Here is a 26405-nt window from a genome sequence, read left to right on the forward strand (position 1 = left end):
ATGACGTCGCTGCCGGATCGAACACGGTTTCCGGCGCAACTTAACAGTTAATTTACCATGTTGCGCCAGAACGGCCCTGACAGGGACGAAGTGGGGTACCACATGGATACGTATCGCGGGAATTTTATCGATCACGCCGACACTGGCGGCGATGCGCCCGATTACGAAGCACACGACGATGAAATCGTGCGCGAGGCACCGCCGGCGGTGATCGGCCAGGACGAGCGCCGGATGCAGGTGCGCGCCTACAACCACTGGGCAAGCCTGCTCGACAACCGCAGTTTCCCGTCGATCGAAGACCTTGAACCCGAGGCTCTTCCCGACTTCGGCCCCTACAGTGTGCTGCTCGACTTCACGCAGGGCATTGAAAATCCGTCGATCCGGTTCCTCGGCGAAAAGCTGGCCGATGAATGCGGCACGACCGACACGATTGAAACGCTGGCCGATGTGCCCAGCCGCTCGCTGCTGTCGCGAATCACCGATCACTACATGCAGATCCTCGCCAACCAGGCGCCGATCGGCTTCGAAGCGGAATTCGTGAACCAGCGCGAACGCACGATTCTCTATCGCGGGATCCTGCTGCCGTTTTCAAGCGACGACGAAACGATCGACTTCATCTACGGCGTGATCAACTGGAAGGAACTGGCCGACCAGAAGACCACGGACGAATTGCTGCTCGAAATCGACCAGGCGCTCGACGTCAAGGCCGCGCCCGAGCCGCGCCTGCCGGCTGAACTGACCGAATGGGCCGATGGTCCGGCAGAGACGATGTCCGCACAGTTCGGCGACGATGACGTGCTCGACCTTGCGACGCTTGCGCCGGAAGGCATCGACCAGGACTTCGCCTTGCCGGCACCGGCCTTTGGCGGCGACTTTGCCGGCCACTCCGTCCACGACATCGCGCTGCATGAAGTTGCCGCAGCCGACATGGGCCTGGCCGACTGGCTGGCCGCCGCACGCGAAATGGCCGAAACCGCGCGCGGTTCGGAAGATCGCACCCGCCAGGCGCTCTACGCCGCGATCGGCCGCGCCTATGACTTCTCGCTCGCCGCGCTCGATGCGCCTGAGGAATTTGCCGAACTCGTGGCCGATGCGGGCCTGACCGTTCAGGATCGCGCGCCGATGACCCCGGTGGTCAAGCTGGTGTTCGGTGCCGACTATGACAAGACGCGGCTCACCGAATATGCCTCGGCGCTGAGCCACGCCTATCGCGTCGGCCTCGCTCGCGGCGAGCTCGCGCGCTACCTTTCGGCAGCGCCAGGCGGGCTCAAGGGCATCGTCAACGAAGAACGCCGTCTCAAGCGCGAGGAAAGCGGCAAGCCCGCCGAACTGCGCGACACCCCGCGCGAAGCGCTGGCCCGCAAGCTGCGCAAGCTTGAATGCTACAGCCTCGATGCGGTGCCGGGCGAAGGCAGCGAATTCACGCTGCTGGTGGCCCGCCGCCTGCCGAGCGGTGAAGTGGTGCTGCTTGGCGAAGTGGCCGACGATGTCGCCCTGCTCGAACGGGCTGCGCGCAAGCTGATCGACTGAACCCACACAGATTTTTCCGACAGCGAGAGGAGGGCGTCATTCCGTCAAAGGAATGGCGCCCTTTGCTTTTGCTGGTTAGGCTGGCGCCATGGCACTTTCACGGGCAAGACGGCGCATGGTCTGGATTCTTGGCATAGTCGCGATGCTGGCCGCGGCGCTGGTCGGCATCTGGCACTATGCCATCAACAACAACGCCGTCGCGCTGCTGGACGGGGTGGACCGCGTGGTTGGCGGCACGCGCGGTACACGCACCGCGCTGGCCGACGGGCATTACGGCCCGCTTGCGGACCAGCGCATCGAAGTTGTCGTGCCCGACGGTGCAGCCACCGCGCCGCGCCCGGTCATCGTCTTCATTCACGGTGGCGGCTGGCACAGCGGCACCCCGGGGGAATACCACTTCATCGGGCGAACCTTTGCGCGACAAGGATACGTCGTGGTGCTGGTCGGCTACCGGATGGTGCCCGAGGGCGCCTATCCCCGGATGCTGGAAGACAGCGCGCTGGCCGTTGCCTGGACGCGCGAACATCTGGCCGAGTTTGGCGGCGATCCGGAGCGCGTGTTCCTGATGGGCCACAGCGCCGGGGCCTACAATGTGGTGATGCTGGCGCTCGAGCGGCAATGGCTTGGCCGCGCGGGCGTGCCGGAAGGCTTCGTCAAGGGCGTGATCGGGCTATCCGGCCCTTATGACTTCTATCCCTTTACCTCCGATTCGGCGCGCGCGGCCTTTGCCCATGTCGCCGATCCTGCTCTGACCCAGCCGATTCACTTCGCACGCGGCGACGCGCCGCCCATGTTGTTGCTGACCGGCGATGCCGACACCACGGTAAAGCCGCGCAACAGCTTCGCGCTGGCCAAGGCGCTGACCGCCGCGGGGCTGCCAACCGCGCCGGTGGTTCTGGCCGGCGTAGATCACGCCGGACCCGTGCTCAAGCTGGCCCAGCCTTTCATGCGCGACCGCCGCGTGATCGATCCGGTGCTGGCCTTCCTGGCTGCACATGGCGCACCTTCAGCACCGGTTCAGGCGGCAGGGCGATAGGACTACCGCCGATGCGCAAACCCGGCCCGCTCCGCTTCATTGCCCGCTGTTTGGCGGTTTGCGCGGCGTTCGCGATGACGGCGCAACCTGCGCTGGCCCAGTCGGTACTGCGCGATACCGAAACCGAGGCGCTGTTTCACGACATGGCGGCCCCGCTCATCGCCGCGGCCGGGCTCGATCCCAAGAACGTCGATGTGGTGCTGGTCAACGATCCCAGCGTGAACGCCTTCGTGATCGGCGGGCAGGCGGTTTACCTCAACGCGGGCCTGATCAACGAAGCGACCAGCGCCAACGAGGTGCAGGGCGTGATCGCGCACGAACTGGGGCACATCACCGGCGGCCACGCCGTGTTCGATGGCGGCGGCAAGGCGGCCACGGGCATCTCGATCCTGTCGTTGCTGCTTGGCGCGGCGGCTGCGGCGGCGGGCGCAGGCGATGCGGCAATGGGCGTGATCATGGCCGGGCAGCAGGCAGCGCTGGGCAAGTATCTGGCCTTTTCGCGCGAGCAGGAATCGAGCGCGGACGCCGCGGGCGCGACCTATCTTTCCAAGGCCGGGATTTCCGGGCGCGGCTCGGTCAGCTTCTTCATGAAGCTGCAGAACCTCGAAATGCGCCACGGATATACCCGCAACGCCGACAGCGAGTTCTATTCGACCCACCCGATGACCGGGGACCGGATCGCGACGCTGCAGGACACCTATGAAAAGGATCCGGCCTGGAACAAGCCCAGCGATCCGCAGCTTGAAGCCCGCTTCGCCCGGGTCAAGGCCAAGCTGTTCGGCTATCTGGCCGATCCCGAGCAGACTCTGCGAACCTATCCGCTGAGCCGTACCGACGTGCCGGCCCGCTATGCCCGGGCATATGCCTTTCACAAGCAGGCCTTTGTCGACAAGGCGCTGGCCGAGGTCGATGCGCTATTGGCAACCGCGCCGAAAGATCCCTATTTCCTTGAGCTCAAGGGTCAGATCCTGCTCGAATCGGGGCGCCCGCAAGAGGCGCTGGAATCCTTGCGTCTGGCGACCGAATTGACCGGCAATGCCCCGCTGATCGCCACCCTGTTCGGCCACGCCCTGATCGCCACCGAAGATCCCGCAAATTTCGCCGAGGCGGAACGCGTGCTCAAGGCCGCCGTGGCGCGCGACCGGGACAATCCGCTCGCGTGGTACCAGCTCGGCGTGGTCTACGGCGCCAAGGGCGACATTCCGCGCGCCCAGCTGGCCAGCGCGGAACAGCAAGCCCTGCAGTACAACTTTCCCGCCGCGTTGCAGAGCGCGCTCGCCGCCGAAGCCGGCTTGCCCGAAGGCTCGCCCGACTGGCTGCGGGCGCAGGATATTGCCTTCGAGGCCCGCGCGATGATTGAACGGCAGAAGAAACGCAAGTAGCGCAGGCGGCCATGACCCAAAGTTCCAAGACCTCATCGCTGTTCATGACCCTTGCCGGGGCCGGTCTGCTCGTGCTCGGCGCCGTTGGCGGCTGGATGTTCGAGCGCCAGCGCACCGTGCGGAACACGACTGCCGAGATCGGCCCGGCGGTGCGCGCCTATTTGCTGGAGAATCCCGAAGTGCTGCGCGAGGCATTCGAGCGACTCAACCAAAAGGAAACGGCTTCGCGGCTTTCTTCGGTCGCGGATGACGTGATCAAGCCCTTCCCCGGCGCGATCCTCGGCAATCCGAACGGCAAGGTGACCCTGGTCGAATTCACCGACTATGCCTGCACCTATTGCCGCAAGAGCGTTGAGGATGTGGACCGGCTGGTGAAGGCGCATCCCGATCTCAAGGTGGTGGTGCGCGAGCTGCCGATCCTCTCGCCGCAAAGTGGCGACGCCGCGCGCTGGGCGCTCGCTGCGGCCGAACAGGGCCGCTATCCGCAGTACCACGCCGCGATGTTTGCCGCCGGGCGGCCCGACGCCCAGACAATCGAGGCCGCCGCCAGGGTGGCCGGACTCGACATGGACCGGGCGCGCAAGTTCATCGCCGATCCCAAGGTCAATGCCGAGCTTCAGGGCAATATCCGCTTCGCCCAGGCGCTGGGCTTCGATGGCACTCCGGCCTGGGTGATCGGGGACCAGGCGCTGTCGGGCGCGGTCGGATATGACGTTCTGGCCAAGGCGATCGAGCAGGCGCGCTGATCCCCGGGGTTTCGCGCGGCCACGCTTTTCTGCTAGGCTCGATCCATGGCCGTGCTGCCCTTCCGTCCCACGCCCTTTTTCGCCAACAAGAACCGTGCGTTCTGGCGCCTGCAAGCGCTTGGCTGGGGCGGTGCGCTGCTGCTGCGCGCCATGTCGGGGATCGCCAACGGCTTGCCGCTGTCCTTCCTCGTGCTGGTCCTGCTCGCCACGATCACGGGGTTTTCGATTACCCTGATCCTCGCTGTGGTCTATCGCCAGCTGATCAACCGCCGCCCGATTATCACCTGGGGCGTGACCGCCGTGGTGCTGCCTTTCGCGGTGGCGCTCTATGCCTTTATCGATGCCTGGGTGAACGGGCTTTACGCCGGCGATGCCAGCGTCGGGTTTGCGCAGCGCTTCATCGGGTTGTTCTACCTTGACCTGACGCTGCTCGGCGCATGGTCGGCGCTCTATTACGCGATCAACTTCTTCCTGCAGATCGAAGAGCAGAACGACCAGCTGATCCGGCTGGAAAACCAGGCGACGCAGGCCCAGCTGGCGATGCTGCGCTACCAGCTCAACCCGCACTTCCTGTTCAATACGCTGAACTCGATCTCCACCCTGGTGCTGCTCAAGCAGACCGAGCCCGCCAACGCGATGCTTTCGCGGCTGTCCTCGTTCCTGCGCTATACGCTGGTCAACGAGCCTACGGGCCGCGTCACCGTGGCGCAGGAGGTCGAGACGCTGAAGCTCTACCTCGATATCGAGCGGATGCGCTTTGAAGAGCGGCTCCGCACCAGCTTCCGGATCGATCCTGCTACCGAGCAGGCCCTGCTGCCCTCGCTGCTACTCCAGCCACTGGTCGAAAACGCGATCAAATACGCCGTCAGTCCGCAGGAATCCGGCGCCGAAATCACCATTGCCACGCAACTCATCGGGCAGAACCTTCGCATCACCGTCTCCGACACGGGTCCGGGATTGCAAAGCCAGGCTGCCAACAACAGATTGACCGGCGTGACTTTCGATGGCGGCGAACCCGTATCAACCGGCGTCGGCCTCGCGAATATCCGCGACCGACTTGTTCAGGCCTATGGCGAAGAGCATCGTTTCGAGACGCTCGATCCGCCAGAGGGCGGCTTTGCCGTGCTTATCGAAATCCCCTTCCAGCGCCGCGAGCCGGCGATCTCTCAATTTCCTGCCGAGCAGCGCGCCGCGCTGGCTGGCTGAACCGGAAAGCCAATTTCCATGACTATTCGCACAATCATCGTCGACGATGAAAAGCTCGCGATCCAGGGGCTGATGCTCCGCCTGCAGAAATTCCCCGATGTCGAGATCATCGACACCTGCTCGAACGGGCGCGAGGCGATCCGCAAGATCAAGACCGAAAAGCCCGACCTCGTGTTCCTCGACATCCAGATGCCGGGATTCGACGGGTTCTCGGTGGTCAAGGGCGTGATGGAAATCGACCCGCCGCTGATCGTCTTCGTCACCGCCTATCAGGAACACGCCGTGCGCGCGTTCGAAGCGAACGCCGTCAATTACCTGATGAAGCCGGTCGATGAGGACAAGCTGGCCGACACGCTGGAACGGGTGCGCACCCGTATCGCCGAAAAGCGCAGCGCCGAAGAGGCCGAAAAGCTCAAGCACGTGCTCGCGGAAGTTGCGCCCGACGCGATCGAAGCCATGCCCGAAGATGGCGAGCCGGCCGCGCGCTATGAAAAGCTCATCAACATCAAGGATCGCGGCCAGATCTTCCGCGTCGATGTCGATTCGATCGAACGGATCGAGGCGGCGGGCGATTATATGTGCATCTACACCGCCGACAATTCGCTGATCCTGCGCGAAACGATGAAAGACCTTGAACGCCGGCTCGATCCGCGCGTGTTCCAGCGCGTCCACCGCAGCTGGATCGTCAATCTCAACCAGGTCCGGCAGGTGAAGCCCCACACCAACGGCGAATGCTTCCTGATCCTGGAAAGCGGCGCGGACGTAAAGGTATCGCGCTCCTATCGCGACGTGGTGGCGCGGTTCGTGCACTGATCGGGTCGACAGGCCAGCGCCGGTTTGCAATGGGGAGCGCATGACCAGTTTCTCACTGCCCGGCTTCGATCTGACCGCTTTCGTCCGCTCCACTCTCGACGAGGATCTTGGCCTTGGCCTGCCCGGCGGCGGACACGACGTCACCAGCGAAAGCGTGATTCCGGCCGAAGCCCGCTTTTCCGGCGTGATGGACAGCCGCGATGCGATCACGGTTGCGGGCCTGCCGATTGCCGAGGCGTTCTTCCGTGCGCTCGACCCGGCGATGGAGATCGAACTGCTGGTCGAGGAAGGCGCGCAGGTTGCCCCCGGCACCGACCTGATGCGGATCGAGGGCAATGCCCGCGCGATGCTGACGGCCGAACGCTCTGCGCTCAACACGGTCCAGCACCTCTCCGGCATCGCCACCCTGACGCGCACCTATGTCGATGCGATGGAGGGCAACGGCGTGCTGCTCGACACCCGCAAGACCATTCCGGGGCTGCGCCACCTTGAAAAGTACGCCGTCCGGATGGGCGGGGCGCAGAACCACCGCATGGGGCTGTGGGATGCGGCGATGATCAAGGACAACCATGTGCTTGTCGCGGGCGGCGTGGGCGAGGCTGTGCGCCGCGCCAAGGACGCAGGGGTGAAGAGCATCATCTGCGAGGTCGACCGGCTCGACCAGATCGAACCCGCGATCGCGGCCGGAGCCAGCCACATCCTGCTCGACAACATGGGGCCGGTGATGCTGCGCGAGGCCGTGGCCCTGATTGGGGGCCGCGCGGTGAGCGAGGCTTCGGGCGGGGTGCGGCTCGATACCATCGCCGCCATTGCCGCCTCGGGCGTGACCTATGTCTCGGTCGGCCGCCTCACGCAAAGCGCGCCCGCTGCTGACATCGGCCTTGATTTCACGCCGCTGTGAGACTCCTCGTCTGCGCCTTGGCAGCCGCCGCCCTGCCGGCTCCGGCATTGGCGCAGGCCTATCAGTGCCGCGCGCCAGCCGAAATCGAACTGCCGCGCCCGATCCAGCCCGATGGCCCCCGGATTGATGCACCGATCACCGGTTATACGCTGGCGATCAGCTGGTCGCCCGAATATTGCCGGGGGAAGCCCGGACGCTCCAACGATTACCAGTGCGGCGGCGCGATCGGCCGGTTCGGCTTCGTGCTTCACGGTCTGTGGCCCGAAGCGCGCGGCAAGGCCCCGCAATGGTGCGCGCTGGAACCCCGCCCCAGCGCGGAAGAACTGAAGGCCAACCTGTGCATGACGCCGGTGCCCTGGCTGCTCGAACACGAATGGGCCAAGCACGGCAGCTGCATGGCCAGCACGCCCGGCGAGTACTTCAAGGCCGAGCAGCGCCTGTGGAACGGCCTCGTCATGCCCGATGCGGACCGCCTCTCGCGCAAGCAGGGGCTGACCATGGGCGACCTGCGCCGCGCCTTTGCCGAGCTTAACCCCGGCATCCCGATGACATCGGTCGGCCTGCTCGTCAGCAACGGCGGCTGGCTGCGCGAAATCCGCCTCTGCTACAACGCCAAGATGCAGCCCACGACCTGCCTCAACCGCACCTATGGCCCGCGCAATGCCGTGCCGCTGAAGATCTGGCGCGGGCTTTAGCGACGACTCTAACGCCGCGCGCGGAAGAATTCGCGCAGCAGGTCGCCCGCTTCCGATTCGCCCATGCCCGAATAGACTTCGGGCCGGTGCAGGCACTGATCGTGTTCGAACACGCGCGCGCCGTGTTCCACCGCCCCGCCCTTGGGATCGCTGGCGGCGTAATAGAGCCGGCTGATTCGCGCGTGGCTGATCGCGCCGGCGCACATCGGGCACGGCTCCAGCGTGACCCACAGTTCGCACCCTTCGAGCCGCTCGCTCCCCAGTGCGTGCGCCGCCTCGCGAATCGCCAGCACTTCGGCGTGGGCGGTAGGATCGCAGGCGCCGCGCGGCATGTTGTGCGCGGCGGCAATGATTGCGCCATCCTTGACGATCACCGCGCCAATCGGCACTTCGCCCACCAGCGCGCCGGACCTGGCCTCGGCCAGGGCGGCTTGCATCGGTTCGGGAAGCGGCCAGCGGTTCATTTCACGCGGATTGGCCGGGATACCTTGACCATTCAAGGGTGAATCGGTATGCGCGCGCCTTCTGCCGTAACCGGCAACCAGTTTTCTAAGTGAGTTTTGCCATGTCCCGTATCTGCGAACTGACCGGCAAGGGCCGCCTGGTCGGCAACAACGTCAGCCACGCCAACAACAAGACCAAGCGCGTCTTCCTGCCCAACCTGCAGAACGTCACGCTGATGTCGGAAGGTCTGGACCGCAGCTTCAAGTTCCGCGTTTCGACCCACGGCCTGCGCTCGGTCGAACACGTTGGCGGTCTCGACAACTGGCTGCTCAAGACCTCGGACGATCAGCTTTCGGCCAATGCGCTGAAGGTGAAGCGCGAGCTGGTCAAGAAGGCTGCGGCTTAAGGCCTGAACCGGCGCAATTGCGGGGTTTTCAGGCCTCGCAAGGTCCGTTAGCGAAAGGGCGTGTGGAGCGATCCGCACGCCCTTTGCCTTGTGCGCGGCAGAAGGCTGCGCAACGCTCAGGGCAGCTTCGGCAGGTCTTTGGGATCGAGCTTGAAGCGCAGCAGATAAGTTGCCTGGGTGACGGCCTGGTTGTCATCCGAAATCACCCAGACCGTAACCGTGCCATCGCTGTTCGGCACGATCGCCAGGCCTTCGTAATTGTCGACCGGCATGGGATGCTGGAACGATCCCACCTCCAGCCCGCGCCAGACCTGCCCACTGCGAATCGCCGCCGGATCGGCCATCACCAGCTTGCCCGCAAAGAGCGGCGGAAACGGCCAGACCACGCGCCGCATCAGGATGAGCACCCGGCCATCGGGCAGCGCCGCCATGTCGGTCGGGCGATAGCCCTGGGGCCCGGCAAAGCGGAACTCGGCGGCCGGAACCTTCTCATCTGGTTCGCCGGGGAACAACAGGCCAGGGTGCATTCGCTGTTCCGCCCAGCCTGAGCTAAAGGATTCTGACAGGACGATGAAGCGTCCGTCGTGCAGCCGCACCATTGCCTCGGGTCCGGTATTCTTCGGCCAGTGCGCCATCTGCCTTGGAAACACGAACTTTTCGATTTCGGACAGGTCCGGGCGGTGCCGGGCAATGCCGTTGCGAAATTCAAGGGCGATCCAGAGGTGCTGCGAAACCGGATCGAAAGTGGCGGCCTCGACATCGCGATTGTCCTTCAGCACGGCGTCATTGCCAATGCTGGGCTGCATGCGGACAAGTTGCGGCACCGGCGCATCGACCCGAATGGTCAGTGCATAGCCCCGGTCGCTGAGCGCGGTGAGTTGGCCCTGTCGCATCGAAACCAGCGCCGAATAGCCGTGGAACTGGTCATTCTCGCTATCGAGCCGCCAGGCCGCTTCCAGCTTCATCGGCCCCAGGTGGCAGCATCCCTGTGGCAGCGGCATCGCCGCGACCTTCATTTCCTGCCGATTGTCGAGCGGTGGCAGCGGCGTTCGCCACCACAGGCCCGGCGCCGCGATCAGGATCAGCAGGGCCAGCAGCCAGCGCCGCCGCCGCGTAGTTACCGCCAGGCGGGTCAGCCGCACTTGCTAGAGTGCGCCGACCGGCATCGCCGCGGCCCCGATCAGGGTCGAAACCGCTGCCCGCTCGGCCGGGGAGAGGTCGGGGTACCAGACGTCGAAAATCAGAATGACCCGCAATTCATCGGTTTCATTCATTGCCTCGTGTTCGATCGAATCGTCGAACACCCAGGGCTTGCCGCGCTCCCAGTCGCGAACCTGATCGCCGACCCGGAACCAGCACTTGCCCGGCACCACCAATGGCAGGTGACACAAGAGCCGCGTGTTGGCGACGCCGCCATGTGGCGGAATTGCCGTGCGCGGCGCGAGCAGCGAAAACATCGCGTTGGCCCCGCAGCCCTCGATCCATGGCTGCGGCATCCGCGCCATCAGATCCATCGTGCGCGGACACAGCGCGGCATTGGCTTCGATCACCTTGCCGCGCTGGATCAGGTGGATCGCCGTCCAGTCCATATTGTAGTTGAGCGAGCGCCACTGGGCGAGCGGCTCGTTTGCTTCATATTGCACATAGGGAACGCGCTCAGCCGCTTCGGCCGCGGCGACAATTGCCAGTTCGGCAGCAATATCTTCGGTCGCAGCCTCGACTTCGGCGAGCCAGGGGAACTCGGCAGGATCCCAATATTCGACCTCGCGCAGGTTCGGATAATGGAAGTGGGTCGCTTCGCTATGGTAGATCCGGGTGCGGCGGGAAATGTTGCTGGCAAGCCGCTCGGCCCGGCGGCGCTCTTCGCCGGTCAAGGTCAGGCCGCTGTGCTCAAGCGCACCGTGCAGCCGGTTTTCCAGCGATTCCTGATAGGCCCGCCAGGCCGTTTCCGCCCGGGCGATCACGGGCACGAGCATCGGCGGCATCGGATCGGGGCGCCGCTGCGCGAGAGCGCGGCCATAAGCTTCGCCAGCCTCGCCATCGCCAAGCTGGTCGAGCAGCGCCGCGCGCACCAGCAGGCCGACGAAATCGAGCGGCACAATCCCCAGCGCGCGGTCGATCGCGACAAGCGCACCGCGCGGTTCGCCCGCCATGCGCCTGACCGTCGCCAGCCGGTGCCAGAACGCAGGCACTTGCGGATTTGCCGAGACCAGCGATTCGAGCAATTCACGCGCCTGGGGAAGGTTTCCGCCCGCCAGCGCGCGGTCGGCCTCGGCAAGGCGTTGCTGCATATGCTGGTCGGGCGCAGTCATGGCCACAATCAATGTCCGGCAAACCGTTTGATTGCAAGACAAGTAACTCGTCGGTTTGCAATTGATCCGCTCGTCAGCCGCGGTTAACGTCGATAATATTAAAGCGCCTCCCTCCCGGCGTGAGTTTTGAAGGACTTAAGATGTCGAAGATCGTTATTGCAGCGGGTGCGCTGGCACTGCTGGCAATCGCTGCTCCGGCCATGGCCGAACCCGCACCGGCCGCTGCCGGCGCTACCACCAAGAGCGATGACAAGGATCCCAACCGCGTGGTTTGCCGCCGGATGGAAGTGACCGGCAGCCGCCTTGCCAGCAAGCGCGTTTGCCAGACTGCTGCCCAGTGGGATGCCATGGAAGCCGCTCAGCGCCAGGATATCGAGCGCAGCCAGACCCAGCGCTGGAAGAGCGACTAATAGCCTAGCCAGTCGATCCACGGCTGCACCAGCGGCCGGATCGGCTCCAGTTCAGCCTGATAGCGTTCCCAGCGACCAACTGCCCTTGCATAGAGCGGTTGGCCGATCTGGGCATAGCTGGCCGTGCGCACGGCACCGCGCCGCTTGGCGCTGGTCTGGTTATCGAGCACTTCGGCGCGCCAGGGCAGGCCAAGAAATTCAAGCAGCGGGCGCATTTCCGCTTCAAGATCGGCGATCATCCGTTCGTAACGCACGCTGTGCACGTTGAGTGGCAGCAGTTCGCGCGCCCGGCGCCAGTTGGCGAACACCGCGTCATAGGTGCGGGCCGCCTCTTCAAGGTCGGTATAGCTGCGCATCGCATGGTTGGGCGTGAAGTTCGCCATGAAGCAACTTAGCACCGCATCGAGCGGGTGACGCTCGACCAGCACCACCTGCGCTTCGGGGAACAACCGGTGGATGACCGGCATGTGGGTGAGGTGCAGCGGCATCTTGTCGATCACGCGCCGACCGCTTGCCGGACCCTGGATTGCTTCCGCCAGTTCGAAATAGCGCGCACGCGCCGCCGTAATCCGCGCGGGATCGCTCTCACGCTCCAATCCCGGAAAGGCTGTCTCGACCTGCGCGAGCATCGGCTGCTCTTCGAAAACCTGCACTTCGGGCAGGGCCGTCAGCAACGTATCGAGCAGCGTCGTGCCCGACCGCGGCGAACCGACGATGAAGACCGGATCCGATTGGGCATCGGGAGCGCGTGGCACCGGCGGGAGCGGCGCGGTCATCGCGGCCGTGGCCGCAACGGTCTGTTCGCGGAACGTCGGTCCCGGCGGGGCTGGATGCGCCTCGCGCGAGGCCTGGTTCATCAGCGAATACTGGCGGAACGCCTCGGCCGTTTCGCCCAGTCGCTCCGCAATCTCGGCCCGCAGCTGCGCGGTGCGGATCGGATTGATGGTTGGCGGGATCAGGTCGGCCAGCACCTTGGCTTCCTCGAAGCGATCGCGGCGGCGCAGACTCCAGGCCTTGAGGAAGTTCAGTTCTGGCCGGGGGTCGATCGCCTCGCATTCGGCAACGTGGGCGTCGAGTTCATCGAGCCGATTGGCGTTTTCGTAGAGCAGCCCGAGTTCGAGCCGTGCCTCGCCAAAGGTCGTTTCCATTGTCGCCGCGGCGCGCAGCGTCTCTTCGGCAAGATCAAAGTTGCCGGCGGCCGCGAGGGCCAGTCCGAGTTCGACTTGCACCGCGTGATCGCGCGGAAACCGCATTGCCGCTTCCTGGGCGGTGTGCAGGCGCTTGTCCCGGTCCTCGCTCGCGCTCAGCACCTGGGCGAGATTGAGGAAGAGTTCCGGGCTGCCCCCACCGGGCGCGCGGTTGATGGCGTTTTCGAAGGCCAGGATCGCGCCCGCCCGGTCGCCGACCGTCGCCTTGCAGTTGCCGAGGTTGTTCCAGCTCTCCCAGTCCTCGGGCACCTGCGCAAGCGCCGTTTCATAGGCAGGGATCGCGTTCCCATAGTCCCCAGCCTGCTGGTGAAGATAGCCTGCCAGCCGGGCAATTTTGGGGTGGCCGCCGTGATTGGTGGCAAGGGCAAGGGCTTCTTCAGGGGAGCCCATGCTGGCGAGCAAGGTTGCGAGATTGAGCCGCGCGGCGCGGTCGGTCGGCACGACTTCGACCTGCCGCCGCAGCAAGCCCAGCGCCTCGGTGTGCTTGCCGGTCCGCAGCGCGGCAAAGGCGGCGATGCCAAGCAGCGCGGGATCACGCGGTGCCTGCTCCAGCCCGCTTTGGGCGGTATCATAGGCGGCGGCAAAATTGCCGCGACGGATCGCGGCGGCGGCGTCGCGCAGGATGGCTTCGCTGGTGCTCATGCCTGCGGGGGCCGGGCGATGTCATAGGCAACGGTCATCCGTTCGCCGCTACCAAATGGACGCGTGCCATGCCACATGATTGATGGAAACAGCGCGAGCGTGCCCGGCGCAGGCTTGACCGTGCGGAAAGCCCGCAGATCGGGCAGAAGATCGCGGCATTCGCCAAAGGCAAGCCAGCCGCTCTCCGGCACGACCGGATCGTCGGGCGGGACAACCACGTAAAACGCGGATGAGACCCAGCCCTGCCAGTGAACGTGATCGGCGTGGAACCCGCGATCGGTCAGCCGGACCGACCAGGAGCCCGCGATCCGGAGCGGCTCGCGCCGCGCCAGCAACATAGGATGGGCGGGATCCGCAGGCGGCAGGGTGGCGACATAACTGCGGACCGCCTCGAGCAGGGCAGCGCGCAAGCGGCGAATCTCAGGCTCGGCGCGGGCGAGCAGGTTGCCATCGGTCTGCGTGCCGCCGCGCACCGACTGGTCCAGCGGCTCACCCTTGGCCGTGTGGAGCCCGCGCAGCACCTCGGCGAGGCGGTCCAACGAACCAACCTCGCTGGCGATATCGAAGGTCTGGATCATCCGCTCGTCGCCTTCGAGCCATTGCCAGCGGATGTCTGCGTTGAGGCGCCACAGGAGCGAGCGATAGGGCCAGATCGCCGCATCGTTTGCGGCAAAGTGTTGGTCGGCCAGCAGGCCGGCCTGATCGTAACGGTTCAGGCGGATGAAGTTCCGGATCGGCCAGATCGCCGCCTCCCCATCGTCCGGGAATGGCAAGGAATCGAAGATCGCCTGGGCGCGTCCGGGTTCGCCGAGTTCCGACAGGCAGATCGCCTCGATTCGGTCGAGTTCGGCGCTGGGTCCGAGCGCGGCGCGTGCTTCGCCAACGATTTCAGCAGTGCGGTGATAGTCGCGCGCCTCCATCCAGAGCTGGATCAGCGTCTGCCACAGAGCCCCGGCCTGAGGGTGCTGCCCGATGGCCCGACGCAGCGGCGCGTCGAGTGGGGCGCCTTGGCCAACCTGCGCGGCAAGGCGGGCGTAGGCGTGGTGGCCATCGGTCCAGCCTGGACTGCTGCCGAGCAGCTTGCCGAGCTGATCGAGCGCTTCGGCACCCTTGCCTTCGGCCATCATCGCCGCGACGCGGCCCAGCATCACCGCGCCATCCGTTGGCGCGAGCAGGCGGGCCCGGTTGAACATCGTTAGTGCCGGATAACCGGCCTCGAGCGCGGTGCGGGCCTGGCTATGCGCAATGATCGGATCGGCGGGGGCCAACGCGGCGGCCTGGTTGAACGCCTGATGGGCGCCTGCGCTGTCCTGCAATTCCCGGCGCGCGAGGCCGAGGAACTGCCAGAGCCGCGGGTCTGCGGTCGAAGCGCCGACCAGTGGGGTCAGCCGCGCATCGACGGCGTCTGCAAGCCCGAGCCCCAGCGCGGAAGAGGCCGCGCGCAGCAGGGCGATGGTATCGTTTGCGGTATCGAGAGCCTGGAGGGCAGCAGCGCGGCTGGTCATGGACGAAACTTAGCGAGCCGGGGCCCATTACCCAAATGCAAAGTGCTGAAATGAAAATGGCGGACCCCAATGGGGCCCGCCACCTTCAATTGCTTGCGTTTGGTTCGACTTAGAAGTCGAGCGTGACGCCGGCGTAGATGTAACGACCCATCGAGTCGTAGACCTGCGCCCAAGTGTTGCCATTGCAAGGACCGGTCGGGCAAGCACTGGGGTAGGACACGGTGCCGCCGTTCGTGCTCGTTCCACCCGGAACAATCGGAGGAGTCTTATCAAACAAGTTGTTCGCACCGAGCCGGAACTTGTAATGATCTCCGACATTCGCCGTAAATCCAAGGTCGAAATAGTTGTACGCATTGATACCAAGCTGACCAGGTGCCGTGATGTTCGGGCTGTTCAGGTTGGGGTTTGAACTCGTGCGGTCGAAATCAAGCCCACCGATATAACGCCAACGCAGCGAGACTCCGATACCCATCTTGGTGTCGAGGCTGACCTTGACCTGATGACGCCACTTCGGGTTCGGGATGCCGCAGATCGTACCGTAGTAGCCCACGCAATTAACTGGATTGGTGATACCGTCATAGGTGACCAGCTCGTCAAGGTAGGTACCGATGAACGAGATGCTCGCGCGGCCCAGACCACCGATCTGGTGGCTGTAAGCGGCCGAAACGTCGATGCCCTTGGTCGAGGCATAACCGATGTTCTGAGCGGTATCGACGATGTAACCATTCGATGTGCGCCACAGCGAACCCGAAGCGTCACGGTGCACAAGGCTGCAGAAGAACGGATCGGCGGTGTTGGTGCACTGGGTGACGATGGTGTCGGCGCCAATACCCTGGATCGCGTCCTTGACCTTGATGTTGAACCAGTCAACGCTGGCCGAGAAGCCCGGCAGGAAGCGCGGCTGGAGAACAACACCGGCAGTCCAGGTGTCGGCGATTTCAGGCTGCAGGCCGGGGTTGCCGCCTTGGAGACCATTGTATTGATTGGCCGGATTGGCGGCGACGACCTGGCCGACCGTGAGACCCTGCGCAAGACAGCCGGTTTCCGAAGCCGCGATCGCGTGACCCGAGCACGGGTCATCCGAACCGTCGAGCGCGACAAGCTGCGGCGAGAAGAAGTTCTGCAGCGTGGGCACGCGGACCGCGCGGTTGTAACCGCCACGGAAACGGATGTCTTCGATCGGGGCGAATTCGCCTTCGATCTTGTAAGTGTCGGTCTTGAAGGTCGCGCCGCCACTGACCTTGTACGACGAGTGGCGATAGCCACCGGTCAGCGTCAGGTCATAGACGAAGCTGTCCTGAACCAGCGGAGCGCGAAGTTCGGCGAACACTTCCTTGACGTCGAAGTTACCCGAGACCGACGGCGTAGCGCCGCCCTGGCCGGCAAGGTCACCGGTCTGGAACTCGACGTCGGTGACGTATTCCAGGGTTTCCTTGCGGTATTCGACACCGACAGCGAGGCCGAAGCCGTCACGGGCAGCCGGGCTCTTCAGGCCATACTGGCCCAGGTCGCCGGTCAGCGCGGCACTGGCCACCTGTTCGGTGTTGATGCCCTTGGCGAAGCCCGGAGCCTGAACGTAGTTCAGAGCAGCCTGGCTAACGGTTCCGGTGCCCCAGATATCCCACGGCACGCAGTTTGGATCGCTGCCGTCGAGGACCGAGCGGCAAACCGGGCCGTTTTCGCCCTGAACAACGTCGAGCGCGCGGGTGATGCGGGTGATCGAGAAGTCGTTCAGGTAGATCTGGCTCGAGATCGTGCGACCGTACTGATAGTACGCGTCATACGACCAGACCGAGTCCAGGTCGCCCTTCATGCCGAGCACGCCGCGGTAGCTGGTGTGCTGCAGGTCGCTCTGACGCGGACCGCCTTCAACGTTGCGGCGCAGGATCTGCGCGAAACCACGGTTATAGGTGTTGCCGGTGGTCGGATCGATGAAGGCATAGGGTGCTTCACCGGTGTTGCCGACGACGTCGAACGCGCGGGCCGGATCGGGGCTGACGAGCAGGTTCTGAGTGTCGCACAGCACAGCCAGCTGCGAGGCGCCCAGCAGCGGGTTGTCGCAGTTGATCGAGAGGGTGTTACCAAAGTCGCCCGAAGGAGCGATCTGGGCGACGGTGCGGTCGTCCATGAACATGAATTCAAGGTACGGGTGCAGCGCTTCGCTGATTTCGTAGTCCGCGAAGACGCCAGCGGTGTAGCGTTCGTCCGGACGCTGGAAATAGTTCAGCGGCGCGTAGTTGTATGGCGTGAAGCCACCGGTCAGCGTGCGGCCCGAGCCGATCTGGAAGAAGGTCGAGGTGAACGACTCTGCGCCGCCTGCATAGGCAATGACGGTGCCATTGGCCGATGTGGCGGAGCCACCGCACGAAAAGAGCTGGCCATTGACAGTGGCCTGCGCCGGGGTTCGACCATTCAACGTACAGGCGCTATAGTCACGGCTCGCCTGAAGGACCGGATTTACCTTGCGGTAGCCGGCATAGGCAGTGATGTGGCCGTGGCCGTCATCGAAGCCTGCACCAAACGAAACGGTCGCGTCAACGGTGCCGCCATCGGTCACCATGCCGCGCGGCAGCGCAAAGCCGCGAGCATTAACTGGCTGCGTGACCTGAATGCCGGCATCGTTGTTGTGGTTGTAGAAGCTGTACTGCCCATCGATGCGGAAGCCCTCGAACTGGGTATCCATCACGAAGTTCACAACGCCCGACACGGCGTCAGCGCCGTACACTGACGAGGCACCGCCGGTCAGCACGTCGATGCGCTTGAGCATCGAGCCCGGGATGATGTTGATGTCGGCAGCCGACGAGCTCGGATCACCCGGGACGACGCGACGGCCGTTGACCAGCACGAGGGTGCGGGCCGAGCCGAGGCCGCGCAGGTTGAGCGTGGCGGTACCGGTTGCGCCGTTGGCATAGTTCGCGCCCTGGCCTGCGAAGACCTGCGGCAGCGAGTTCACCAGGTCTTCCACGCGGGTCGTACCCGTGCCCTTGATGTCTTCCGCCGAAACGACCGTCACCGGGCTCGCGGATTCAAGGTTGGGCGACGCCAGACGCGAACCGGTGACGACGATGGCGGCATCGTCGGTCGCCTCGTCATCGGCGGTCTGCGCATAGACCGGGTTGGCGACCAGCGCGAAGCCGATCACTGCCGGGGCAGATGCAAGTTTGAGAAGATTTTTCATTTGGTTCCAGTCCCTTGTTCTGGATGCCGGAGGAGAGATCCGACACAAAAACAGGCAAACACCCGACTACAACGATAGCCAAGCGTATCACCCGATGAGCTTTCCGTGCCGGGGCATTCATGTCATGTAAAGCCAAGTGCGGCGCAGACGCTGCACTTTGGCGGCGACTGTAACGATATTGCCACAGTGGCGGTGCGGCCGAGGAATGCCTATTAACCAGTCGCTTGCCCGGCTTGGCGGGGCCGCAGTTCGAGGAGGTCAGGATGCGCCTTAATGCAAAGTTGGTCGTGTGCGGCGCATCTGCGCTGGCGCTTGTGGCTGGTGGTGGCCAGGCATTGGCCAAGAAGTCCGACAAGGCACCGCCGCCCGCACCGCAGGCCTATCAGCAGCTGATCGAATGCAAGCAGATTGCCGATCCAACCGCGCGGCTGGCCTGCTATGACCAGCAGGTCGGCGCGATCGAAAGCGCCACGGCGGCCGGCGACCTGGTGATTTCGGATCGCCAGACGATCAAGGAGGCGCGGCGCGGCCTGTTCGGCTTCCGCCTCCCCAGCCTGGGCATCTTCGGCGGCGGCGGCGATGACGAAAACGACGCCAACGACATCAAGGCGATTGATTCGACGGTCAAGGCTGCGCGCCAGTTCGGTTACGGATCGTGGCGTGTCACGCTGGACGATGGTTCGGTGTGGGAGCAGGTCGATGACCAGAAACTGCTGTTCGATCCGGTCAGCGGTAACAAGGTGCACATCTACAAGGGCGCGGTGGGCACTTTCCGGATGAACATCGACGGCCAGCGCGCGATCAAGGTGCGGCGCGTGGAATAACGCGCCCGCCTGCCTCACCTACTTCATCGGCCCGGTGAACAGCAGCGGGTCGAGCCGCGCATCGCCCCATTTGATCGACCAGTGCAGGTGCGGGCCGGTTGCGCGGCCCGTCATGCCGATATTGCCGATGTACTGGCCCTGGTGGACGACATCGCCCACTTTGACCGCCAGCTTCGAGCAGTGCAGGAAAGCGCTGTTGAGGCCCATTCCGTGGTCGATCATCAGCAGGTTCCCTTCAAGCGTGAAGGGGCTTGCCGCGGCGAGGATTACCACCCCGTCGGCCGGGGCGACAAACGGCGTGCCGCTAGCCCCGGTCGCGATGTCCATGCCCGAGTGATAGCTGCCCGGCGTGCCGTTATAGATCCGCTGCGAGCCGAATTTGCCCGAGAGGCGCCCGCGGACCGGCCAGATGAAATTCTGCCGCCAGCCATCGGTTTCATGCGAAACGCTGCGCGCGGCCTTGATCTGGGCCAGCTCCGCGTCGCGCCGCTTCTGGAATTCGGGATTGGGCGGGGTGCCGGGTTTGGGGCCAAGCGGGATATGCTCGATCTGCCAGGCGCGCGGCGCAATGGTCAGCGTCCTGGCCGCCTCGCGCCCGTCGGCCAGGCGTGCGACCAGCTGGGCGCTGACCCCCGCGTCGCGATCGAAGGCGATGAAGAAGCGGCCATCGGCGGCGAGTTCGACCGCCTTGCCATTGAACGTCAGGGTTGCGCCCTTCGGCGCTATTCCCCGCGCCCAGCCGCCCTGAGTGAGCTGGCCGGTCAGGGCGAAATCGACTTGCGGCGCAAGGGCTTCCGCAGCGCGCGCGGCGATGCCGCTGGCTTGAAGCGCAGTCAGTGCCAGGGCAGTGCCGCCAGCAGCCAGCAACAATCCGCGCCGCATGGCCTGGCTCAGACCTGGCCCAGCAGGCGCCGGGTGGCCGCTTCGGGGCTGGCGTAGGCTTCCTGACGTTCCGCGCTCCAGTAACGCAGTTCATCAAGCGGAATCGCGGCGGCCGTGACGGCGCAGATCACGTGATTGCCCGGTTTGAGCACGCGAAAGCCGTTCGGCTGGTAGAACAGGGTGGCGGTGCGATCGGCGGATGACATCAACATGACGCCTTCCTAGCCCAAGCTGCCTGTCAGAGCAATTTACCCTGCTCGGGCGGAGCGGGGCGGGGCGGGGCTTTCGGCTTGGGTTGCGCACGGCTGGGCGCGGAATCGCCGGGGGCAACCGCCAGCTCACCGTCGCGGAAGTGCAGGGTGAGCGCCGCTTCCTGCGCCGCGGCCTCGCGGCTGACGAGCGTGCGCCCGTCGGCCCCGGTTACCCGAACATAGCCGCGCTGAAGGACGCGGTCGGGATCGAGCGACTGCGCCAGCCGCGCCAGCGCATCCAGCCGGTCGCGCGCACGATCAAGGCGGGCCGAGAGAAGCGGCAGCGAATGCCGCCCCGCGATCCTTTGCAGATCGGCGCGGGCAATGTGGGTGCGCTCACCCAGCCCGCGCCGCAGCCGTTCGGACAGTTCGTCAAGCCGCTGGGCATGGGGGCTGAGCAGGGCCTGTGGGGCGGGCAAACGCTCGGCCCGCACGGCCAGCCGCTCGCGCCCCAGCTGCACCGGGCGTGCCACCGCGCGGCGCTGGCGCAGGGCAAGTTCGCCCAGCTGGGCGAGCAGTTCCTCGCGCACCGGCACGGCGATTTCGGCGGCGGCAGTGGGCGTGGGCGCGCGCAGGTCGGCGGCGAAGTCGGCCAGGGTGGTGTCGGTTTCATGCCCGACGGCGGAAATCACCGGGATCGTCGATCCGGCGATGGCGCGAACCACGACTTCCTCGTTGAAGGCCCAGAGGTCTTCGATCGAGCCGCCCCCGCGCGCGACGATCACCAGATCCGGGCGCGGCGCCGGCCCGCCCGGTGCCAGCGCGGAAAAGCCGCGCACGGCAGCGGCAACCTGCTCGGCCGCGCCCTGGCCCTGAACCAGCACCGGCCAGACCACGACATGGGTCGGGAACCGGTCGGCCAGACGGTGCAGGATGTCGCGGATGACAGCGCCAGTGGGCGAGGTAACGACCCCGATCACGCGCGGCAGGAACGGCAGGCGGCGCTTGCGCTCGGGCGCGAACAGGCCCTCGGCCTCGAACCGCGCCTTGTTGCGCGCGAGCAGCGCCAAGAGCGCGCCTTCGCCCGCGATCTCCATCCGCTCGATCACGATCTGGTAGTTCGAGCGGCCGGGATAGGTGGTGAGCTTGCCGGTGGCGATCACTTCCAGCCCGTCTTCCGGCTGGAAATTGAGCCGCCCGACCGTGCCGCGCCACATCACCCCGTCGAGCCGCGCGTTTTCGTCCTTGAGGGCCAGATAGACATGGCCCGAGGCCGCGCGCTTCACCCCGGAAAGCTCGCCGCGCACCCGCACATAGGCAAACCGATCTTCCACCGTGCGCTTCAATTGCGCGGAAATCTCGCTCACCGAAAGCGCTGCGGCGTTGTCCCCGGCAGACTCCTTCGCTACCAGCCCGCCATCAAAGGTATCTTCGTCATTGAAAGGCGGAACGCGAGACATGAATATCCTGCTGCTGGGATCGGGCGGGCGCGAACATGCGCTGGCATGGAAGCTCGCGCAATCCCGTCTGTGCGACAAGCTGTTCGCAGCCCCCGGAAATCCCGGCATTGCCGAGCACGCGCAGCTTGTCGCGCTCGAGGTGACCGATCACGCCGCCGTGCTGGCCTTCTGCGAGGCGCAGGGCATTGGCCTGGTCGTGGTCGGCCCTGAAGCGCCGCTGGTTGACGGGCTGACCGACGCCTTGCGCGCGGCAGGCGTGCCGGTGTTCGGGCCGAGCAAGGCCGCCGCCCAGCTGGAAGGCAGCAAGGCCTTCACCAAGGAACTGTGCGCGCGCCACAATATCCCGACCGCCGGGTTCGAGCGCGTCGCCAGCGAAGCGGCGGGCCTCGCCGCACTGGACAAGTTCGGCATCCCGGTGGTGATCAAGGCCGATGGCCTGGCCGCCGGCAAGGGCGTGACCGTGGCCATGACCCGCGCCGAAGCCGAAGAAGCTGTGCGCGAGATCTTTTCGGGCCGGTTCGGCGAGGCCGGGGCCGAGGCCGTGATCGAGGAATTCCTCGAAGGCGAGGAAGCCAGCTTCTTTGCGATCACCGATGGTCACACCATCGTCCCCTTCGGCTCGGCGCAGGACCACAAGCGCGTGGGTGACGGCGATACCGGCCCCAACACCGGGGGGATGGGCGCCTACAGCCCCGCCCCGGTGCTGACCCCGCTGCTCGAAGGCGAGGCGATCGAGCGGATCGTCGCCCCCACGGTGCGGGCGATGGCTGAGGAAGGCACGCCCTATTCCGGCGTGCTTTATGCCGGGCTGATGCTGACCAAGAGCGGCGTCCAGCTGATCGAATACAACGCCCGCTTCGGCGATCCCGAATGCCAGGTGCTGATGCTGCGGCTGGAAAGCGATCTGGCCGAACTGATGCTGGCCGTGGCGGAAAACCGGCTGGCCACACTGCAGGCCCCGCGCCTTTCGCCTGACACTGCGCTGACGGTGGTGATGGCGGCAGAGGGCTATCCCGGCACGCCCAAGAAGGGCGGGACGATCGACGGCATTGCTGCGGCCGAAGCGGACGGGGCCAAGGTGTTCCACGCCGGCACCGCGCTGGTGGATGGACAACTGGTGGCAAGCGGCGGGCGCGTGCTCAACGTGACCGCGCGCGGCGCAAGTGCGACCGAGGCCCAGGCCAGGGCCTATGCGGCGGTGGACAGGATCGCGTTCCCGGACGGGTTCTGCCGCCGCGACATCGGCTACCGCGAAGTCGCGCGCGAAGCGCAGGGCTAGGCCACTCCGGGCCAGCAGCGCCATTTGCCATTTTTACCAATTTGCTAGATTTTATCGCTGCCGTTTGTTGGCGTTGGGTCTCATGGTGACAAGATGCAAATTGATAGAAATTTCAAACCACTTAGCGTTTCTGATGGATTTAAGAAGGCCAGAAGGAATGCCCTTGTATGGTCAAGCATCACGATAGTTGCCTACTTTGGAACTGATCCTGCCGATAAAAGTAAGCATATCAGCAACATTTCTACGACAATCGGCCAGATTGGATTGCTTTATTCTTGGAAACTCATCGTAATTTTTTGCTACTTTGCATCTCTATTTATGTTTGTAGGCTTCTTAAGGGAACAAACAATACTTAAAACACATAATTCAGAGGCGCTATTTGAAAAACAAATCCTAGAAGTCGGCGACTTTATAGGCCGGGTTTCCACAGAGGTCCGAGATCTTTCAATTTCTGTCGAAGGTTACAATAATTCTCTAAGGTCTGCCGTAAATCAAATTGAGAATGAAATAAATATTTCCGGAGAAATATCTTTGACTATGCATCACAATCTAAAAGGTGCATTTTTACCTTTGTACGAAAGAAATTTCAATATAGACTATTGTAGTTTAAAAGAGAAATTGCAAGATTCTGGATTTACGAATTTAGAGAATATTGTCGGGATGGAAATTTACAATTCATTCCAAAATTTTCAGAACGAGTTTTTCGTCAGTATAGATCAGACGCTGGATGAGTTTAATAAAAACATGCAGTCGCGCTCATACGTGATGAGCAATATTTTTTCTGATAATAAGTTAGGGATGGCGAATATCGAGCAGAAAATTGAATCTCTTTCAAGAGTTGAGAGCGCCCTAAAAATTTTTTCAAATTCCATAAGCGCCAACGAACTACGCTGGCTAAGATTTTATGACATTTATCCAGTATATATATTATTTTCTATTTCAACTTTGTCGGTTCTTAGTACATACTTTTTCCCTTCAATGAAACATTTCTTCATTTGAGATTGGTGTTTTCCAAGTACGGCCCGAGGAAATCCCGCACCAGCCACAGCGGCAGGTAGGGGCGCGCCAGGGCCTTGTCGATCGCATAGGGCCACCAGCCCGGACCGAACGGACAATAGAGCCGCACCGGCACGCCCAGCTGCCTGGCGATCGCCGTGGTGCGGCGGCGGGGCAGGCCGCGCAGCTGTTCGAGCTCGCACGGGGTGCCTGAGGCCTTGAGCACTTCCAGCGCCGCCCGGGCCAGAGCCGGATCGTGGGTGGCAACGGCCACCGGCGCGCTGCGGCCCGCCAGCGCGCGGACCAATTCAAGGTAGTTCGCGGCAACATCGGGCACGTCGCCTGCCGGATCGACCCATTCGCCCTTCACTATCCGCAGCCGCGCAGGCGCATCGCGCAAAGCCTGCGCATCGCCCGCACTGCGCTGCCAGCGCGCGGGGAGAGCGGCGCCGATGTCCGGCATTGCGCTTGCCAGCGCGAGGGTTGGTTCGGCCTGCGCTTCGCTGTGGGCATCGAGCACCAGCGGCAGGCCGCCCCCGGCAATGGCGGCAATCGCTGCCGGGTCAAAAGCCAGCGCGGGCGCCTTGACCGAAAGATAGGTGTCGGCGCCCAAGGCGCGCAGCCGCGCGGCAAGATCGAGATAGACCGCCACGATCGCGCCGGGCGCGGCGTCGCCGGGGTGGAAAAAGCCGGCGCTGGTCGCCAGTCCGCGCTTGCCCAGCCGGGCGCAAATCCGCGCCGCCTGCTCGGCTCCGGGCCCGGGTACGGCGCGTTCGACCAGCCCCGGCAGAGCATAACGCGCATCGCGCAGCAGGCTCCACGGGGTATGCTTCATCCCGCAGCCCCTTTGCCCCCAGCCCTGGCCGTCAGCCAGCCGATGCCATCTTGCACGAAGGCCGCTGCACCGCGCCAGTTGGCGGGATAGGTGCGCACCCGCACGCAGGGGCGGCTGGCACTGGTCCAGAAATCGGCGATCCACGGTTCGACATCGCCCATCAGCTCGAACGAGGTCAGCCCGCCGCGCGCCGCTTCGCCCAGCGCGAACAGCATCAGCAAGGTCCCTGGCGAGCAGCGCGCATAGGCCTCGTTATACCCGATCTTGTAGAGCCAGTAGCGCCCCGCCCATTCGACCGCGAGCTGCATGGCGACGGCTTGGCCATCGATCCGCAGGAACGCGATCCGCAGCATCCCGCGCTCGGCCGCGGCGCTCAGATAGCTGCGGAAAAAGGCGGTCTTGGCCGGATCAAGGGCAATGGCGGTTCCGGCGGCTTCCTTCCAGCCCATCCGCTCGATCGCGATCGCCTCGTCGAACAGGGCGTCGAACTGGCTTGGGGTCGGCGAGAGCATTTCATAGCTGAGCTTGCCAAATTCGGCGGCACGGCGGGCGGCACGTCGGAAATCCGACTGGCGCGAGGACTTGAAGCGGCTCGCCGGCTCGGCCCAGGCCGGATCGAGCGCGATATAGGGGCAAGGCGCGGCCGGGCGCACCCGAATCAGCCCGTGCCGGCGCATCGCCTGCTGCAACGCGGGGATGAGCGGCGAGTCCGCCGGGATCCGGGCAAGGTCGATCGGTCGGCGCTGGACGGCGAGGGCGCGCGCCAGAGACAACGCGGCAGCCGAATCGCGGCACAAGGCGTCGAACGGTTCGGCCACCTCGCGGGCGCCGGGAATATTCCAGCGCTGCAACATCCCTTGCGTGCGGCATAGCGGTAGCAAGGCCCCGGCCCCGTCGGCGCCAAAGCCGGCCTGCCACAGCACCACGGCCGTGCCCGCCAGCATGGTCTGCGTCAGGGCAATGGCATAGCTGGCATCCTGGGTCGGCAGCACTGCCGCTTCGCCGAGCCGGGCCCAGCCACGCCGCAGCGCCGCCGCGCCTTCCGGTCGGGCGAGATCGCAAATCCCGGCAGTGTCCGGCGTCTGGTGTGGCACGTCTGCTTCCTCGCGCGCGGTATAGCTGCGAAGATGCTAACGAACCCTGACGGTCGTGCGGCACCCCACGAAATCCGGCCCACACGAAAGCTGGGGGGCGCCAAACGAAACGGCGCCCACCCCCAGGCTGGGAGCAGGCGCCGTGAACTCGTCCATTCCGGCGAGCGCCGGAACGTCAAGCTACCGGAAGCTTACTTGGCGGCTTCGGTCGCAGCTTCGGTCGCCGCGTCAGTGGCAGCGTCGGTCGCGGCGTCAGCAGCAGCGTCGGTGGCCGCGTCGGTGGCGACTTCTTCGGTGGCGGCGGGAGCCGCTTCTTCACCCTTGCTGCAAGCAGCGAGAGCCAGCGAGCTGGCAACGGTAGCGAGAACGAGAACAGTCTTGCGCATAATCATGCCCCCTATGGTTTTAGGCGGCCCCAGCCTAACTGATG

General features: G+C 64.6%; 25 protein-coding genes. 13 read left to right on the forward strand and 12 right to left on the reverse strand.

All coding sequences use genetic code 11. The annotated features are described in order from the left end of the window. Positions 1-102: 102 nt before the first annotated feature. From ACE3SN_RS08760 to ACE3SN_RS08795, 8 genes are all read left to right on the forward strand, one after another. Positions 103-1530, forward strand: coding sequence for a hypothetical protein (locus ACE3SN_RS08760; protein WP_374529311.1), 1428 nt, complete (start codon positions 103-105; stop codon positions 1528-1530). Positions 1531-1645: 115 nt separating this feature from the next. After that, complete coding sequence (locus tag ACE3SN_RS08765; protein ID WP_374529312.1) at positions 1646-2566, forward strand: alpha/beta hydrolase; 921 nt, start codon at positions 1646-1648, stop codon at positions 2564-2566. Positions 2567-2640: 74 nt separating this feature from the next. After that, entirely contained in the window at positions 2641-3948 is a 1308-nt protein-coding gene (locus ACE3SN_RS08770; protein ID WP_374529314.1) for a M48 family metalloprotease, read from the forward strand. Positions 3949-3959: 11 nt separating this feature from the next. Next, positions 3960-4694 carry a DsbA family protein gene (locus ACE3SN_RS08775; protein WP_374529315.1) on the forward strand — a complete coding sequence of 245 codons (735 nt, stop codon included), beginning with the start codon at positions 3960-3962 and terminating at the stop codon, positions 4692-4694. 45 nt (positions 4695-4739) lie between these two features. Next, the gene (locus ACE3SN_RS08780; RefSeq protein WP_374529317.1) at positions 4740-5900 is read left to right on the forward strand and encodes a sensor histidine kinase; all 1161 of its coding nucleotides are present in this window, start codon (positions 4740-4742) and stop codon (positions 5898-5900) included. An 18-nt stretch (positions 5901-5918) separates the two neighbouring features. Further along, complete coding sequence (locus tag ACE3SN_RS08785) at positions 5919-6713, forward strand: LytR/AlgR family response regulator transcription factor (protein WP_374529319.1); 795 nt, start codon at positions 5919-5921, stop codon at positions 6711-6713. Between the two features lie 40 nt (positions 6714-6753). Then, positions 6754-7614, forward strand: a complete 861-nt coding sequence (gene nadC, locus ACE3SN_RS08790; RefSeq protein WP_374529321.1) for a carboxylating nicotinate-nucleotide diphosphorylase — start codon at positions 6754-6756, stop codon at positions 7612-7614. Positions 7615-7631: 17 nt separating this feature from the next. After that, a complete protein-coding gene (locus ACE3SN_RS08795) occupies positions 7632-8309 on the forward strand; it encodes a ribonuclease T (protein ID WP_374529324.1) in 678 nt (225 codons plus the stop codon). Between the two features lie 8 nt (positions 8310-8317). Here ACE3SN_RS08795 and ACE3SN_RS08800 read toward each other — a convergent pair whose 3' ends face one another. Next, positions 8318-8773 carry a nucleoside deaminase gene (locus ACE3SN_RS08800; RefSeq protein WP_374529326.1) on the reverse strand — a complete coding sequence of 152 codons (456 nt, stop codon included), beginning with the start codon at positions 8771-8773 and terminating at the stop codon, positions 8318-8320. Positions 8774-8874: 101 nt separating this feature from the next. On the opposite strand from ACE3SN_RS08800, the gene rpmB reads away from it, so the two are divergent. Further along, complete coding sequence (rpmB, locus tag ACE3SN_RS08805; protein WP_374529328.1) at positions 8875-9159, forward strand: 50S ribosomal protein L28; 285 nt, start codon at positions 8875-8877, stop codon at positions 9157-9159. 116 nt (positions 9160-9275) lie between these two features. On the opposite strand, the gene ACE3SN_RS08810 is transcribed toward rpmB, so the two are convergent. Both ACE3SN_RS08810 and ACE3SN_RS08815 read right to left on the reverse strand, forming a co-directional pair. Beyond that, a complete protein-coding gene (locus tag ACE3SN_RS08810; RefSeq protein ID WP_374529330.1) occupies positions 9276-10301 on the reverse strand; it encodes an esterase-like activity of phytase family protein in 1026 nt (341 codons plus the stop codon). A 3-nt stretch (positions 10302-10304) separates the two neighbouring features. Continuing rightward, positions 10305-11471, reverse strand: a complete 1167-nt coding sequence (locus tag ACE3SN_RS08815) for an aspartyl/asparaginyl beta-hydroxylase domain-containing protein (protein WP_374529332.1) — start codon at positions 11469-11471, stop codon at positions 10305-10307. A gap of 140 nt (positions 11472-11611) precedes the next feature. On the opposite strand from ACE3SN_RS08815, the gene ACE3SN_RS08820 reads away from it, so the two are divergent. Continuing rightward, positions 11612-11881, forward strand: coding sequence for a hypothetical protein (locus ACE3SN_RS08820; RefSeq protein ID WP_374529334.1), 270 nt, complete (start codon positions 11612-11614; stop codon positions 11879-11881). Here ACE3SN_RS08820 and ACE3SN_RS08825 read toward each other — a convergent pair. The 3 genes from ACE3SN_RS08825 to ACE3SN_RS08835 form a co-directional block, all read right to left on the reverse strand. After that, complete coding sequence (locus ACE3SN_RS08825; protein WP_374529336.1) at positions 11878-13731, reverse strand: sulfotransferase; 1854 nt, start codon at positions 13729-13731, stop codon at positions 11878-11880. The genes ACE3SN_RS08820 and ACE3SN_RS08825 overlap by 4 nt on opposite strands. After that, entirely contained in the window at positions 13728-15236 is a 1509-nt protein-coding gene (locus ACE3SN_RS08830) for a putative 2OG-Fe(II) oxygenase (RefSeq protein WP_374529338.1), read from the reverse strand. Before ACE3SN_RS08830 ends, ACE3SN_RS08825 begins: the two co-directional genes overlap by 4 nt. A gap of 109 nt (positions 15237-15345) precedes the next feature. Then, positions 15346-18414, reverse strand: a complete 3069-nt coding sequence (locus ACE3SN_RS08835; RefSeq protein WP_374529339.1) for a TonB-dependent receptor domain-containing protein — start codon at positions 18412-18414, stop codon at positions 15346-15348. 263 nt (positions 18415-18677) lie between these two features. On the opposite strand from ACE3SN_RS08835, the gene ACE3SN_RS08840 reads away from it, so the two are divergent. Continuing rightward, positions 18678-19238 carry a hypothetical protein gene (locus ACE3SN_RS08840; protein ID WP_374529341.1) on the forward strand — a complete coding sequence of 187 codons (561 nt, stop codon included), beginning with the start codon at positions 18678-18680 and terminating at the stop codon, positions 19236-19238. A gap of 18 nt (positions 19239-19256) precedes the next feature. On the opposite strand, the gene ACE3SN_RS08845 is transcribed toward ACE3SN_RS08840, so the two are convergent. The 3 genes from ACE3SN_RS08845 to xseA are packed head-to-tail and all read right to left on the reverse strand — an operon-like array spanning position 19257 to position 21771. Continuing rightward, complete coding sequence (locus ACE3SN_RS08845) at positions 19257-20120, reverse strand: peptidoglycan DD-metalloendopeptidase family protein (protein ID WP_374529343.1); 864 nt, start codon at positions 20118-20120, stop codon at positions 19257-19259. Between the two features lie 8 nt (positions 20121-20128). Then, the gene (locus ACE3SN_RS08850; RefSeq protein WP_374529345.1) at positions 20129-20332 is read right to left on the reverse strand and encodes a DUF2093 domain-containing protein; all 204 of its coding nucleotides are present in this window, start codon (positions 20330-20332) and stop codon (positions 20129-20131) included. Positions 20333-20358: 26 nt separating this feature from the next. After that, entirely contained in the window at positions 20359-21771 is a 1413-nt protein-coding gene (gene xseA, locus ACE3SN_RS08855) for an exodeoxyribonuclease VII large subunit (protein WP_374529347.1), read from the reverse strand. Between xseA and purD the strand changes: the two genes are divergently transcribed. Together purD and ACE3SN_RS08865 are read left to right on the forward strand one after the other, a co-directional pair. Then, positions 21770-23050 (forward strand): phosphoribosylamine--glycine ligase, encoded by a 1281-nt coding sequence (gene purD, locus ACE3SN_RS08860; RefSeq protein WP_374529350.1) that lies wholly within the window; start codon positions 21770-21772, stop codon positions 23048-23050. The two genes, xseA and purD, sit on opposite strands and share 2 nt — an antisense overlap. A 93-nt stretch (positions 23051-23143) precedes the next feature. Further along, positions 23144-24049, forward strand: coding sequence for a hypothetical protein (locus tag ACE3SN_RS08865; protein ID WP_374529352.1), 906 nt, complete (start codon positions 23144-23146; stop codon positions 24047-24049). On the opposite strand, the gene ACE3SN_RS08870 is transcribed toward ACE3SN_RS08865, so the two are convergent. The 3 genes from ACE3SN_RS08870 to ACE3SN_RS08880 all read right to left on the reverse strand — a co-directional run bounded on the left by ACE3SN_RS08870 (position 24042) and on the right by ACE3SN_RS08880 (position 26361). Beyond that, positions 24042-24881 (reverse strand): proline dehydrogenase, encoded by an 840-nt coding sequence (locus ACE3SN_RS08870; protein WP_374529354.1) that lies wholly within the window; start codon positions 24879-24881, stop codon positions 24042-24044. The genes ACE3SN_RS08865 and ACE3SN_RS08870 overlap by 8 nt on opposite strands. Next, complete coding sequence (locus tag ACE3SN_RS08875) at positions 24878-25975, reverse strand: GNAT family N-acetyltransferase (RefSeq protein WP_374529356.1); 1098 nt, start codon at positions 25973-25975, stop codon at positions 24878-24880. Before ACE3SN_RS08875 ends, ACE3SN_RS08870 begins: the two co-directional genes overlap by 4 nt. A 191-nt stretch (positions 25976-26166) precedes the next feature. Further along, the gene (locus tag ACE3SN_RS08880; protein WP_374529358.1) at positions 26167-26361 is read right to left on the reverse strand and encodes a hypothetical protein; all 195 of its coding nucleotides are present in this window, start codon (positions 26359-26361) and stop codon (positions 26167-26169) included. Positions 26362-26405: the final 44 nt, after the last annotated feature.

The sequence above is a fragment of the Novosphingobium sp. genome, assembly GCF_041915465.1.
Lineage (GTDB): Bacteria > Pseudomonadota > Alphaproteobacteria > Sphingomonadales > Sphingomonadaceae > Novosphingobium.

Excerpts from the sequence above, each read along its gene's own strand:
- ACE3SN_RS08800 (WP_374529326.1), bottom strand. The coding sequence starts at position 8,773 with ATGAACCGCTGGCCGCTTCCCGAACCGATGCAAGCCGCCCTGGCCGAG.
- nadC (WP_374529321.1), top strand. The coding sequence starts at position 6,754 with ATGACCAGTTTCTCACTGCCCGGCTTCGATCTGACCGCTTTCGTCCGC.
- rpmB (WP_374529328.1), top strand. The coding sequence starts at position 8,875 with ATGTCCCGTATCTGCGAACTGACCGGCAAGGGCCGCCTGGTCGGCAAC.
- ACE3SN_RS08785 (WP_374529319.1), top strand. The coding sequence starts at position 5,919 with ATGACTATTCGCACAATCATCGTCGACGATGAAAAGCTCGCGATCCAG.
- ACE3SN_RS08830 (WP_374529338.1), bottom strand. The coding sequence starts at position 15,236 with ATGACCAGCCGCGCTGCTGCCCTCCAGGCTCTCGATACCGCAAACGAT.
- ACE3SN_RS08845 (WP_374529343.1), bottom strand. The coding sequence starts at position 20,120 with ATGCGGCGCGGATTGTTGCTGGCTGCTGGCGGCACTGCCCTGGCACTG.
- ACE3SN_RS08770 (WP_374529314.1), top strand. The coding sequence starts at position 2,641 with ATGACGGCGCAACCTGCGCTGGCCCAGTCGGTACTGCGCGATACCGAA.
- ACE3SN_RS08865 (WP_374529352.1), top strand. The coding sequence starts at position 23,144 with ATGCAAATTGATAGAAATTTCAAACCACTTAGCGTTTCTGATGGATTT.
- ACE3SN_RS08835 (WP_374529339.1), bottom strand. The coding sequence starts at position 18,414 with ATGAAAAATCTTCTCAAACTTGCATCTGCCCCGGCAGTGATCGGCTTC.
- ACE3SN_RS08760 (WP_374529311.1), top strand. The coding sequence starts at position 103 with ATGGATACGTATCGCGGGAATTTTATCGATCACGCCGACACTGGCGGC.
- ACE3SN_RS08820 (WP_374529334.1), top strand. The coding sequence starts at position 11,612 with ATGTCGAAGATCGTTATTGCAGCGGGTGCGCTGGCACTGCTGGCAATC.
- ACE3SN_RS08870 (WP_374529354.1), bottom strand. The coding sequence starts at position 24,881 with ATGAAGCATACCCCGTGGAGCCTGCTGCGCGATGCGCGTTATGCTCTG.
- ACE3SN_RS08880 (WP_374529358.1), bottom strand. The coding sequence starts at position 26,361 with ATGCGCAAGACTGTTCTCGTTCTCGCTACCGTTGCCAGCTCGCTGGCT.
- xseA (WP_374529347.1), bottom strand. The coding sequence starts at position 21,771 with ATGTCTCGCGTTCCGCCTTTCAATGACGAAGATACCTTTGATGGCGGG.
- ACE3SN_RS08780 (WP_374529317.1), top strand. The coding sequence starts at position 4,740 with ATGGCCGTGCTGCCCTTCCGTCCCACGCCCTTTTTCGCCAACAAGAAC.
- ACE3SN_RS08825 (WP_374529336.1), bottom strand. The coding sequence starts at position 13,731 with ATGAGCACCAGCGAAGCCATCCTGCGCGACGCCGCCGCCGCGATCCGT.
- ACE3SN_RS08775 (WP_374529315.1), top strand. The coding sequence starts at position 3,960 with ATGACCCAAAGTTCCAAGACCTCATCGCTGTTCATGACCCTTGCCGGG.
- ACE3SN_RS08840 (WP_374529341.1), top strand. The coding sequence starts at position 18,678 with ATGCGCCTTAATGCAAAGTTGGTCGTGTGCGGCGCATCTGCGCTGGCG.
- purD (WP_374529350.1), top strand. The coding sequence starts at position 21,770 with ATGAATATCCTGCTGCTGGGATCGGGCGGGCGCGAACATGCGCTGGCA.
- ACE3SN_RS08765 (WP_374529312.1), top strand. The coding sequence starts at position 1,646 with ATGGTCTGGATTCTTGGCATAGTCGCGATGCTGGCCGCGGCGCTGGTC.
- ACE3SN_RS08850 (WP_374529345.1), bottom strand. The coding sequence starts at position 20,332 with ATGTTGATGTCATCCGCCGATCGCACCGCCACCCTGTTCTACCAGCCG.
- ACE3SN_RS08815 (WP_374529332.1), bottom strand. The coding sequence starts at position 11,471 with ATGACTGCGCCCGACCAGCATATGCAGCAACGCCTTGCCGAGGCCGAC.